This is a genomic window from Alkalispirillum mobile, assembly GCF_003664325.1.
In the GTDB taxonomy this organism is placed as follows: Bacteria; Pseudomonadota; Gammaproteobacteria; order Nitrococcales; family Halorhodospiraceae; genus Alkalilimnicola; species Alkalilimnicola mobilis.
Genome location: NZ_RCDA01000001.1, coordinates 76,159 through 88,515, shown reverse-complemented (window position 1 = coordinate 88,515; position 12,357 = coordinate 76,159). Strand labels below are relative to the sequence as shown.

Here is a 12,357-nt window from a genome sequence, read left to right as displayed (position 1 = left end):
TTCTAACCGCTTTTGCGGTCGGTTGCCGGCCCCGCTGCTTGCTCCAGGCTCAGGGCCATGACGTAGTCATCCATCACGAACCCGCCACCGATCTCCTTGCACTGCTGCCCCTGGCAGACAAACCCTGCGCGCCGGTAGAAGGCCAGGGCTTCGTCATTGGAGCGGTTCACCGTGAGGGTCAGAGCGCTGTGGCCTGCATGGGTCACCTGCCGGGTTACCGCCTCCAGCAGCAGCATGGCCCCTCCGCGGCGCTGGTGATCAGGGTGAACGTAAAGCTTGTGCAACCGCGCCGCAGCGCCATCGTGGGGCGCCCAGGCGGCGAACCCCGCCACCGCCCGGTCAACCCTGCGGACCAACAGCAGCCAGTTGACAAGCCCCTGCAACTCGCGACGCAGCAACTCCGGGGCGTACATCCAGTCAAGCATGTACCGGATCTGCCCGTCACTGATCATTCCCCGGTAACACTGCCACCAAGTCTCGGCGGCCACGCGCCGGACCACCGGGATGTCATCGGTGGTGGCGGGCCGCCAGTCGAAATAATCGTCCGAGGTGCCTTGTCGCATGATCAGCATCCGTGCCCGGGGGTATGAAGAAGCCGGCAGGACCGGCGGCGGCCTGCCGGGTCAGGCCCCGTCAACCAGGGGGTCGTCCGGCTCTACCTCCGGATACTCGTTGACCACCCGGTCGCTGCGGGCGTCCCGCTCCAGCAGGATCACCCCGTAGCCCCAAAGATTGGCCAGGTGCCGCAGCACCTGCAGCGTGCTGGCGGAATCCAGGAGCACGCCGTCCACCACCCGATGCTCCAGGATCAGCTTGCGATCCCCCACCAGGTCCACATCAACCACCTGCAGATCCACTTCCTGGCGCGCCAGATCGTACTGTGCCGCCAACGACTGGCGCAGTTCCCGGTAACCGGCGTCATCGTGGATGGCAGTGACCTCCAGGTCGGGGTCCTCGGCGTCGTTGTGGATACGGAACAACCGCCACTGGCGCATCAACCGCGGACTCAGGAACTGCTGGATGAAGCTCTCGTCCCGGTACTCCGCCCAGGCGTGCTTCCAGGTGCCCAACGGGTCCTGGTTACCGGCGATGTCCGGGAACCAGCGCCGGTCCTCGTCGGTGGGCGACTCACAGATCCGTTTAATGTCCTGAAGGATGTCAAAACCGAGGGCATAGGGGTTGATGCCCGAGAACCGGGGGTCGTCGAAGTCCGGTTGCGCCACCACGTTGGTATGGTTGTGCAAGAACTCAAGGTAGGCGCCATCGTCAATCTGACCGGACTGGTGCAGACGGTTCATGATGCTGTAGTGCACCGTCGTGGCGCAGCCCTCGTTCATCACCTTGGTCTGCTTCTGCGGATAGAAGTACTGCGCCACCTGCCGCACGATGCGCAACACCTCGCGCTGCCAGTGATGCAGCCGCGGCGCCCGCTTTTCCAGGAAGTAGAGCAGGTTCTCCTCGGGCAACCCCAACCGGCGTTGGCGCGCATCCAGCGCCTGCAGTTCCGGCGGGGGACTCCCCCCGGACTCGGGCGTGGGCACCGTCCGCCAGAGGTCGTTGAAAGTGGCCTCCAGGTACTGCCGCCGCGCCTCCTCCCGCTCCCGTTCCTGGCGCAGGTTGAGCCGGCCCTTGCGCGGGAAACGGTGGACCCCGTGGCTCATGAGCGCATGCGCCGCATCGAGCAGCCGTTCCACCGCCTGCACCCCGTAGCGCTCCTCGCACTGGGTGATGTAGCCCTTGGCAAAATCCAGGTAGTCCAGAATGCCCTCGGCGTCGGTCCAGGTCCGGAACAGCTGATTATTCTTGAAGAAATGGTTGTGGCCGAATGCGGCGTGGGCGATCACCAGCGTCTGCATGGTCATGGTGTTCTCTTCCATGACGTAGCTGATGCAGGGGCTTGAGTTGATAACGATCTCGTAGGCCAGCCCAGTCAGGCCCTTGCGGTAGTGCATCTCGTCGCGGGCGAAATGCTTGCCAAACGACCAGTGCCGGTAGAACAGCGGCATGCCGAGGCTGGAGTAGGCATCCAGCATCTGCTCGGAGCTGATCACCTCGATCTGATTGGGGTAGGTGTCCAACCCCAGCTCCTCGTGGGCGATGCGCTCCACGGCATCATGGACCCGCTTGAGTTTGTCGTAGTCCCAATCCGCCCCGCGATAGAGCAGCCGGGCACTCTCCTCCAACCTCGTCATAGGCCCGCTCCCAGCTTATCGACAGGCGTAAACAGCTCGCGGAACACCGGGAAGATCTCGTCCCGGCGGCGTACCCGCCGCATGGCCATGACCGGCTGGGTACTGGCCACCTTCTCGTAGGCGCGCCACAGGTCCGAGGCCATGTGCAGCCCCTGCCCCCCCACCTCGATGTAGGCGAAGTACTGGCAGAGCGGCAGGATGGTCTCGCGCATCGTCTGGATGACGCGAGGGTTGTCCGCCGGGGTGTTATCGCCGTCCGAGGCCTGCGCCGCGTAGATGTTCCAACGTTCCTCCGGGTAACGGTCCCGTTGCACCCGGTACATCTCGTCCAGCGCCGGCGAGACCAGGGTACCGCCGGTCTCCCGGCTGTAGAAAAAGGTCTCCTCGTCCACTTCCTGGGCGATATGCGTGTGGCGAATGAATACGACGTCCACGTGCCGGTAACGCCGCTCCAGGAAGAGGTAAAGGAGCATGAAGAAGCGCTTGGCCAAATCCTTCATGTCTTCGGTCATGGAGCCGGAGACGTCCATCAGACAGAACATGACCGCCTGCGATACCGGCTGCGGCACCGGCTCGAAACGGTTGAAGCGGATGTCGATGGGGTCGATCCAGGGGATCTGCCGTGCGCGCCGGGTTTGCCGGTCCAGCTCCTCCACCAGTGCGCGGAGCCGCTCTGGATCGCTGCCGCTGCGCTCCAACCGGTCGATCTCCAGCTCCAGGTCGCGCAACGCCTCGCGCTTCGGGCGGCGCAGCGCAATCCGCCGCGACAGGCTATTGCGCATGGTACGGGTCAGATTGAGGTTGGAGGGCGAGCCGCTCACGCTGTAGCCGGCCCGCTGATTGGCGAAACGCTCGGTCTTTTTCAGATCCTTCTTGACCAGGTCCGGCAGGGCCAGGTTCTCGAAGAAGAGGTCCAGGAACTCATCCCGCGAGACCATGAACTGAAACTCGTCCTGCCCTTCGCCATCCGGACTGCCTTCGCCGCGTCCACCGCCACCCCCGCCCCCTTCGGGCCGGGGGATGACATCACCCACGCGGTATTCCTTGTTGCCGGGCAGCACGTGCTCGCGGGCGCCCGAATCGCTCCCCTTGCGGAAGCTCGGCTCACCGAGGCCATCTGCAGGGATACTGATCTGCTCCCCCTCGCCACGCATGTCCTTGACGCTGCGCTTGGCGGAAGCATCGCGCACGGCGTCCAGAACCTGCCGCTTGGCCCGGCGAAGAAACCGCTGCCGGTTGGCCAGGCTTTTGTCCTTGGGGTTGAGCCGCCGGTCGATGATATTGACCACGGGCTGACCTCCCCGGGGATTACCCGGCCTGTTTGACTCGCATGTACCACTCCACCAGCCGGCGGACCTGGCGCTGGGTATAACCGCGCTCCACCATCCGCTGAACGAACTCGGTGTGCTTGCGCTCGGTCTCGGAATCGGCCTTGCTGGCAAAGCTGATCACCGGGAGCAGGTCCTCCACCTGGCTGAACATACGCTTCTCGATCACCTCGCGGATCTTCTCGTAGCTGGTCCAGCGGGGCATGTCGCCACCGCGCTGCGCCTGGGCGCGCAGGGCAAACTTGACCACCTCGTTACGAAAATCCTTCGGATTGGCGATGCCTGCCGGCTTCTCCGTCTTGGACAGCTCCTGGTTCAGCGTCTGGCGGTCCATCAGCTGGCCGGTATCGGGGTCCTTGTAGTCGTGGTCCTCGATCCAGGCGTCTGCGTACGCCACATAGCGCTCGAACAGGTTCTGCCCGAAGTCACTGTAGGACTCCAGGTAGGCCTTCTGGATCTCGTTGCCGATGTACTCCGCGTAGCGCGGTGCCAGCTCAGCCTTGATCAACTCGAGGTACTTGCGCTCGGTTTCCTCCGGCAGCTGCTCGCGCTTGATGGCCTGCTCCAGCATGTACAACAGGTGGACCGGGTCGGCAGCCACTTCACGGGTGTCGTAGTTGAAGGTCTCCGAGAGCACCTTGAACGCGAAGCGCGTGGACACCCCGCCCATGCCCTCGTCCATGCCCGCCTGGTCGCGATACTCCTGCATTGACTTGGCCCGCGGGTCGGTGTCCTTGAGGCTCTCGCCGTTGTAGACCCGCATCTTTGAGTACAGGCTGGAGTTCTCGTGCTCCTTCAACCGGGTCAGCACCGTGAACCGCGCCAGCATGTCCAGCGTGCCCGGGGCACAAGGCGAGTCGGCGAGCTCACTGTTCTGAATCAGCTTGCCGTAAATAAGCTCCTCTTCGTCCACCCGAAGGCAATAGGGCACCTTGATCACCGAGATTCGGTCGATAAAGGCCTCGTTATTCTTGTTGTTGCGGAAGGTCTGCCACTCCGCCTCGTTGGAGTGGGCCATGACGATCCCCTGGAAGGGAATGGCCCCGATGTTCTCGCTGCCCACGTAATTGCCCTCCTGGGTGGCGGTGAGCAGCGGGTGAAGCATCTTGATAGGCGCCTTGAACATCTCCACGAACTCCAACAGGCCCTGGTTGGCGCGGTTGAGCCCGCCGGAATAGCTGTAAGCATCGGTGTCGCTCTGGCTGTAGAGCTCCAGCTTTCGGATATCCACCTTGCCCACCAGCGAGGAGATGTCCTGGTTGTTCTCATCGCCCGGCTCGGTCTTTGCGATGGCTATCTGGCGCAGTTTTGAGGGGTATACCCGCGCCACGCGGAACCGCCCGATGTCGCCGCCGAACTCATCCAGCCGTTTCACCGCCCAAGGGGAGATCAAGCCGGTGAGCCGCCGACTCGGGATGCCGAAACGCGACTCCAGCTCCTCGCCCATGGTCTCGGGATCAAACAGCCCGAGCGGGCTTTCGAACACCGGAGAAAGCTCGTCGCCCGCCTTGAGCACATAGATGGGGTAGTGCTCCATCAGGCTCTTCAAACGCTCGGCCAGTGATGACTTACCTCCGCCCACCGGACCCAGCAGGTAGAGGATCTGCTTGCGCTCTTCCAGCCCCTGGGCCGCGTAGCGGAAGAACCCCACGATGCGCTCAATGGTCTCCTCCATGCCGTAAAAGTCATGGAAAGCCGGATAGAGCTTGATGGTGCGGTTCATGAAGACCCGGCCCAGACGCTCGTCTTTGGCCGTGTCGACCACTTCGGGTTCCCCTATGGCCTCCACCAGCCGCTCCGCGGCCGTGGCATACATCAAGGGATTGTCGCGGCATTGCTCGAGATACTCCGCCAGGCTCATCTCATGCTCCTGGCGTTTTTCATAGGCCCTGGCGTACTGTGCGATCAGCGCTTCGGCAGAATCCATAAGCGACCCTCCTGAGGTCCGGCTCGCTAAGTCGCGGGCCACGTCTGATTGGACGTGGCCGTCGGTTCACAGTTCCCCGCAGGGCGGCAGCAATGTCACACTGCGGACTAACGACCCACGTAGATGTACTGAATCAGGTCATCGATCATGTGCTTCTGATCACCGATGACCCAACGCATCAGGTCCCCGCTGGAGACCACGCCCTCCAGGTCAGCGCCGTCGTAGACCGGCAGGTGGCGCACACGGCGCTCCAGACAGACGGCCATGGCCGCCTCGATGGTCATGGTCGGTGGCACCACCGCAACCTCCCGGGTCATGACTTCCGAGACGGGGGTCTTCTCCGGATCCTTGCCGCCATGCACCACCCGGGTCATGACGTCCCGCTCCGTGAAGATGCCCCTCAAACTCCCCTTGTCCATCACCAGCACACTGCCCACGTGCCCATCCACCATGGTATTGATGGCCTCGGTCACGGAGGCTTTGGCATCAACGCTGTAAAGTGCCACGCCCTTGTCCTTCAGGACGGCATGCAGGGTGTTATCCATTGGTCGTTCTCCTGCCTATTGTCGGGTGGTGTGTCATTAAAAGCATAGACCACAGGGCCGGGAAACCACCCCCCGAGGTGGATAATTTTTCTGCCGAGACGAGTTGAAATAGGTCCGGGAACCCGCTGATTTGGCGCTTCTATCGCCAGGAAAGTTTCCCCGTTTCATGCACCTGTACGGGATCGAGACACAAAAAAGCCCCGGGCAACAAACGTGCACCGGGGCCCCTGCGTGCGGAACAGCGGAAAAACCTGAGCGTCAGGGCCGCTCCCCCTGCTCCTCGCCCTCCTTCTCCTCCTTTTCCGGGGGCAGGAGGTCCTGCTTGGTTACCCCGAGCGCCAGCGCCGAGGCACTGGCCACATATATAGAGGAGTAAGTACCAATCAACACGCCCACCGCGAGCGCCGTGGCGAAGCCACGAATCAGTTCCCCCCCGACGACCATCAGCGAGCCGACCACCAGCAGGGTGGTGAACGAGGTGACCAGGGTCCGGGACAGCGTCTGGTTGATGGAAATGTTCATCACCTCGCGCGACCCTGCCTTGCGGATCTTCAGGAAGTTCTCCCGGATCCGGTCGAAGACCACGATGGTGTCGTTGAGCGAGTAGCCGATGATAGCCAGCACCGCCGCCAGCACTGTGAGGTCGAACTGCATGCGGGTGATGGAGAAAAAGCCCAGCACCAGGATGATGTCGTGCAGCAGCGCCGCCACCGACCCGATGGCAAAGCGGTACTCGAAGCGGAACGCCACATACAACAGGATGCCGCCAAGCGCATAGAGCATCGCCAGCAGCCCCTGCTCCGTGAGTTCACGACCCACCTGTGGACCGACAAACTCCACCCGACGCAGGTCGACGTCGGCATTATCCGACTGCAGGGCGTCCAGAATCTCCTCACTGATGGTGGCGCTCTCCGCATCCTCACGCGGCGGCACCCGGATCATCACGTCCCGCTGCGTCCCGAAGAACTGGACGGCCGCATCGCCGTAACCGGCCTCCTCCAGCACCGACTCGATACGGTCCAGATCGGCCGCCTCGGGGTAACCCACCTCCACCACCGTCCCACCGGTGAAGTCGATGCCCAGGTTCAGCCCTTGGTATGCGAGCGAACCGATCGAGGCAAGCAGCAGCACCACCGACAGCACCAACCCCAGCCGGCGCTTGCCCAGAAAGTCGATCCGGGGTTCTCGTTTAAATAACTCCATATCGCCCCCGTCAGATCTTCAGCGCTTCGACGCGCTTGTTGCCGCCGTAGATGAGGTTAATAACCGCCCGCGTGCCCAGGATGGCGGTGAACATGGAGGTCACCAGCCCGATGGACAACGTCACCGCAAAGCCCTGAACCGGGCCGGTGCCGAACACGAACAGCACGACGGCGGCGATCAACGTGGTCACGTTGGCGTCCGCAATGGTGGAGAAGGCCTTGCCGTAGCCCTCGCTGATCGCCCTCTGAATACTGGATCCGGCGTGCAGCTCCTCGCGTATTCGCTGGAATATGAGGACGTTGGCGTCCACTGCCATCCCCACCGTGAGCACGATGCCGGCAATACCAGGCAGCGTCAGGGTCGCCTGCAGCAGCGACAGGATGGCGACGATGAGCACCAGGTTGGTGATCAGAGCCAGATTGGCCACCAGGCCAAACACCCGGTAGTAGAGCGCCATGAAGACGACCACCAGGGCGAACCCGATCACCACGGCCAGGAAGCCCTGCCGGACGTTCTCCGCACCCAGGCTCGGGCCGATGGTCCGCTCCTCGACGATGTCGATGGGCGCGGCCAGGGCACCGGCACGCAGCAGCAGGGCCAGGTTGCGGGCCTCGGAGCTGCTGTCCAGGCCGGTGATCCGGAAGCTCGAACCCAATGGCTCCCGGATGTTGGCCACGCTGATCACCTCGCGAACCTCGGTGACCTCGCGCTGCGGTTCGTCGTTCACCAGCACCATTTCCGATTGGCGCTCAATGAACACCACCGCCATCAGGTCACCCACGTGGTCGCGGGTGATGCGGTTGAACTGCCGACCCGCGGCACCGGACAGCCGGATGTTGACCTGTGGCCCGCCGGTCTCCTGGTCGAGCCCGGAGGCGGCGTGCACGATGCGGTCACCGGTCATCATCACGTCCCGCTGCAGCACCACGTGGCCGCCATCACGCTCCTGGAAGAGTTCGGAGGATGGCGGGATGCGGGGCGAGTCCGGATCGCCGTCAAACGGGTAGTTCTCCATATCCACCAGCCGGAACTCCAGCGTGGCAGTGGCGCCCAGAATCTCCTTGGCCCGCGCCGGGTCCTGCACGCCGGGCAGCTGGACCACGATGCGCTCGGCCCCCTGGCGCTGGATCACCGGCTCGGCCACGCCCAGCTCATCGACCCGGTTCCGCAGGGTGGTGATGTTCTGGCTGACCGAGAACTGAATCAGTTCGTCCAGCTCCTCCTCACTGACCCGTGCGATCAGGTAGAAATTGCCGTCGGACTCCTCCTGATCGAACTCCAATTCGTCGAAGTCCTCCTGCAGGAGGCGCTGGGCCTCCTCGCGCGCAGGGGCTTCACGGAAGGAGACCCGCACCGCCAGGTCGTCATAGGCCTCGACCTGCCCGTAGCGGATGCGATTCTGCCGAAGCACCGTCCGGAAGTCGTTGACGTGGCGCTCGACCGTTTGCTCCTTGAGCGCGTTCACGTCCACCTCCAGCAGGAAGTGGACGCCGCCCCGGAGGTCCAGCCCCAGGTACATGGGCTCCGCATTCAGCGCACGCAGCCAGTTGGGGGTGGCCGGGGTCAGCGTCATGGCGACCGTGTAGTCACGGCCCAGTTTGGCGGAGACCCGGTCCGCCGCCTCCATCTGGTCGTCCACGCTCTCGAAGCGGATGAGGTACAGCCCTTCCAGGGTCTCGGCCCCGGTCGGGTTCAGCCCCTCCTCCTCCAGGAAACGCAGCAACTCCTGCTGGGTCTCCTGGTCCGGTGGCTCGCCATCCGCGGTGGAGATCTGCAGGGTGGGGTCCTCACCGAACAGGTTTGGCAGGGCGTAGAGCACGCCGATGCCAATCACCACGATGAGAATCAGGTACTTCCAGAGGGGGTAGCGGTTCATTCTGCCTCCGCCAACGGGCGCAACCTGTTACTGCGCCGGCCGGTCCTTGTCCTGGGTGGCATCCTCAGAGCCCTCGGCGCCCTTCTCGGTCTCTTCGGCCGAAGCCTCCTCGGCAGGAGCCGGCTCGTCAGACTGGTCGTCGACCTGGGGCTGCTGCTCCTGCTTCTTGGCATCCTTCTTCGCCTGCTGCGCGGCCTTTTCCTGCTCCTTGATCGTCCCCTTGGGCATCACGTTGGCCACGGCATTCTTCTGCACGCGCACCTGCTGGCTCTTGGAGACCTCCAGGGTGATGAAAGTTTCACCCACGGCGGTCACCCGGCCCAGCACCCCGCCGTTGGTGACAACCTCATCACCGCGGGAGAGTTCGCCGACCATTTTCTGGTGCTCTTTCTGGCGCTTCTGCTGCGGGCGGATGAGCAAAAACCAGAAAATGGCCATCATCAGGACCAAGAAGATGATCCCGAAAAGCGGATTGCCCTGCTCGCCGCCCCCTTGGGCCATGGCAGTGGAAATGAAAAAGTCCATCACGCGCTCCTGTCTTTATCTTGATCGGTTCCGGCTGCCCCGGCGGAATGCACCAGTGCAGACGGCTGCCAGCGGCTTCAGTCCTGCTCCCAGGACTGCTCCACGGTGCCCTTGGGCATCTGGTGGGCCACGAACTGGCGCTGCACCACCCACTCCTGCTCAGGGGTGACCTGCAGCCCCATCCAACTGTCACTCAGCCAGGTGATCCGACCCAGGTCGCCACCGTTGGTGACCACCTCGTCGCCCTCGTTCAACTCGCTAAGCATCTGGCGATGGGCCTTCATCCGCTTCTGTTGAGGCCGGATCACCAGGAACCAGAACACCGCGATGAGCACCAGGGTGAAGACCAGGAAGCTCATGCCGCCGCCTCCGCCGGCTCCACCCTGCGCCATGGCAGGGGAGATGAAAAAGTCCATCCGTTCTCCTCCAGCTTTACCGGGCGCGGCAGGCGCCCGGTCCCAAAAGGGGGCTATTATGGCACAGCCCCGCACTTACTCGAACCTCGACTGGGACTCGCCTTTGCACTCAGGGCCTTGGGGCGAAAAGCGTAGCTGCAATCCCAATCAGCCGGCGCGCGAGGGCGCCGGTGGCGCCGTCTCGCCACGCAGCCCATAGAATGTCTCCACCCACGCCTCGAGGCGGCCCTCGGCAATGGCTTGGCGCATACCCCGCATCAGGTCCTGGTAATAGTGCAGGTTGTGGATGGTGTTCAGGCGCGAGCCCAGGATCTCGTTACATTTATCGAGATGCCGGAGGTAGGCGCGCGAGAAATTGCGGCAGGTGTAGCAGTCGCAGTGCGGGTCCAACGGGCCGGTGTCACGCGCATGCTTGGCGTTGCGCAGGCGGATGAGCCCCTCGTGGGTGTAGAGGAACCCGGTGCGGGCATTGCGGGTCGGGATCACGCAGTCGAACATGTCCACGCCCCGCCTCACCGCCTCCACGATATCCTCCGGCTTGCCCACGCCCATCAGGTAGCGCGGACGATCCGTCGGCAACTGGCCCGAGAGGTGATCCAGCACCGCCACCCGCTCCTCGTGCGGCTCCCCCACGGACAGCCCGCCGATGGCGTAGCCATCGAAACCGATCTCCAGCAACCCCTCCAGGGACTCACTCCGCAGGTCGGGGTACATGCCCCCCTGGACGATGCCGAACAGCGCCGCCGGGTTGTCACCGTGGGCGGCCTTGCTGCGTGCCGCCCAGCGCAGGGACAGGGCCATGGAGCGGCGGGCGGTTTCATGGTCCGCCGGGTAGGGCGTGCACTCGTCGAAGATCATGACGATATCGGAGCCCAGGGCCCGCTGCACCGCCATGGACTCCTCCGGCCCCATGAACACCCGCGCGCCATCCACCGGGGAGCGGAAATGCACCCCCTCCTCGGTGATCTTGCGCAGATCCCCCAGGCTGAACACCTGGAAGCCCCCGGAATCGGTGAGGATCGGCCCCTGCCAGTGGCAAAAGTCGTGCAGGTCGCCGTGCTCGCGGATGATGTCGGTGCCGGGCCGCAACCAGAGGTGGAAGGTGTTGCCCAGGATGATCTGCGCCCCCATGCCCTCCAACTCTTCGGGGGTCATGGCCTTGACCGTACCGTAGGTGCCCACGGGCATGAAGGCAGGCGTATCGATCTGCCCCCGGGGCAGGTGGATCCGGGCACGGCGGGCCGCGCCGTCCGTGGCCATCAGGTCGAAGCCCAGACGCGCCTGGTCCGGCTGCTGCTCACTCATCGGCGGCCCCCTTGGCCAGGAACATGGCATCTCCGTAACTGAAGAAGCGGTAATGTTCAGCCACCGCATGGCGGTAGGCCGCCAGCACCCGCTCGCGCCCGGCAAAGGCGCTCACCAGCATGAGCAGCGTGGAGCCGGGCAGATGGAAGTTGGTCACCAGGGCATCGACCGCCTGAAAACGGTACCCCGGGTAGATGAAGATATCCGTCTCGCCCTGGTAGGGGCGCAAGGCCCCATCGCCGGCGGCAGTCTCCAGGGCGCGGACCACGGTGGTCCCGATGGCCACCACCCGGCCGCCCCGTGCCCGGGCGCGCTCGACGGCCGCGCAAGTGGTGGCAGGCACATCCAGCCACTCGCTGTGCATCCGGTGCTCACGCGGGTCGGTCACCCGCAGCGGGGCAAACGTGCCCGACCCCACATGCAGGGTCACCCAGGCGGTATCCACGCCGCGGGCACCGATCCGCGCCAGCATCTCGTTGTCAAAGTGCAGCCCGGCGGTAGGCGCGGCCACGGCCCCGGGTTTGCGGGCGAACACGGTCTGGTAGCGCTGCCGGTCAGCGGCCACGTCCTCCCGCCGGATATAGGGCGGCAGCGGCATGTGACCGTGCTGCTCCAGTATCTCCAGCACGGTCCGCTCCCCGGCAAAGCGCAGGGTGAAGAACTCGCCCTCCCGGCCGGTAACCTCCGCCTCGGCCCCACCCTCGAGGTGAAGTACCGTGCCCGTCGAAGGGGTCTTGCTGGCACGCAGGCGGGCCAACACGCGGTGCGGGTCCAGCGGCCGCTCCACCAGCACCTCCACGCGCCCGCCCGTCGGCTTCTGGCCGAACAGGCGCGCGGGGATCACGCGGGTGTCATTGAGTACCAGGAGGTCTTCCGGGCGCAGCAGCCCCTCCAGGTCCGGGAACCGGCGGTCCGCGATCGCGCCGGTCTCACGGTCCAGACACAAGAGTCGGCTGTCCCGCCGCTGCTCCGGGGGGTGGTGCGCGATCAGCGCCTCGGGCAGATCGAAATGAAAGTCATCCACGTGCATGGCGCGGGAT

General features: G+C 64.4%; 11 protein-coding genes. All 11 read right to left on the bottom strand.

Features of this window, described 5'->3' with window-relative positions; translation table 11 throughout:
* Positions 1–2: 2 nt before the first annotated feature.
* Entirely contained in the window at positions 3–563 is a 561-nt protein-coding gene (locus tag DFR31_RS00405) for a GNAT family N-acetyltransferase (protein ID WP_170153550.1), read from the bottom strand.
* Between the two features lie 60 nt (positions 564–623).
* Entirely contained in the window at positions 624–2,192 is a 1,569-nt protein-coding gene (locus tag DFR31_RS00400; RefSeq protein WP_121440698.1) for a SpoVR family protein, read from the bottom strand.
* Positions 2,189–3,481, bottom strand: coding sequence for a YeaH/YhbH family protein (locus DFR31_RS00395; RefSeq protein ID WP_121440697.1), 1,293 nt, complete (start codon positions 3,479–3,481; stop codon positions 2,189–2,191). The genes DFR31_RS00400 and DFR31_RS00395 overlap by 4 nt, the downstream gene beginning before the upstream one ends.
* Before the next feature lie 19 nt (positions 3,482–3,500).
* Complete coding sequence (locus DFR31_RS00390; protein WP_121440696.1) at positions 3,501–5,447, bottom strand: PrkA family serine protein kinase; 1,947 nt, start codon at positions 5,445–5,447, stop codon at positions 3,501–3,503.
* Positions 5,448–5,554: 107 nt separating this feature from the next.
* Entirely contained in the window at positions 5,555–5,992 is a 438-nt protein-coding gene (locus DFR31_RS00385; RefSeq protein WP_121440695.1) for a CBS domain-containing protein, read from the bottom strand.
* A 258-nt stretch (positions 5,993–6,250) separates the two neighbouring features.
* On the bottom strand, positions 6,251–7,195 hold the full coding sequence (gene secF / locus DFR31_RS00380) for a protein translocase subunit SecF (protein ID WP_121440694.1): 945 nt from the start codon (positions 7,193–7,195) through the stop codon (positions 6,251–6,253).
* Positions 7,196–7,205: 10 nt separating this feature from the next.
* Positions 7,206–9,071: a protein translocase subunit SecD gene (secD, locus tag DFR31_RS00375; RefSeq protein WP_121440693.1), complete on the bottom strand. Its 1,866-nt coding sequence runs from the start codon at positions 9,069–9,071 to the stop codon at positions 7,206–7,208.
* Positions 9,072–9,098: 27 nt separating this feature from the next.
* Entirely contained in the window at positions 9,099–9,596 is a 498-nt protein-coding gene (gene yajC, locus DFR31_RS00370) for a preprotein translocase subunit YajC (protein ID WP_121440692.1), read from the bottom strand.
* A gap of 77 nt (positions 9,597–9,673) precedes the next feature.
* A complete protein-coding gene (gene yajC, locus DFR31_RS00365) occupies positions 9,674–10,012 on the bottom strand; it encodes a preprotein translocase subunit YajC (RefSeq protein WP_121440691.1) in 339 nt (112 codons plus the stop codon).
* A gap of 147 nt (positions 10,013–10,159) precedes the next feature.
* A complete protein-coding gene (gene tgt / locus DFR31_RS00360) occupies positions 10,160–11,317 on the bottom strand; it encodes a tRNA guanosine(34) transglycosylase Tgt (RefSeq protein ID WP_425452485.1) in 1,158 nt (385 codons plus the stop codon).
* Positions 11,310–12,347, bottom strand: coding sequence for a tRNA preQ1(34) S-adenosylmethionine ribosyltransferase-isomerase QueA (queA, locus tag DFR31_RS00355; RefSeq protein WP_121440690.1), 1,038 nt, complete (start codon positions 12,345–12,347; stop codon positions 11,310–11,312). Before queA ends, tgt begins: the two co-directional genes overlap by 8 nt.
* Between the last annotated feature and the right edge of the window lie 10 nt (positions 12,348–12,357).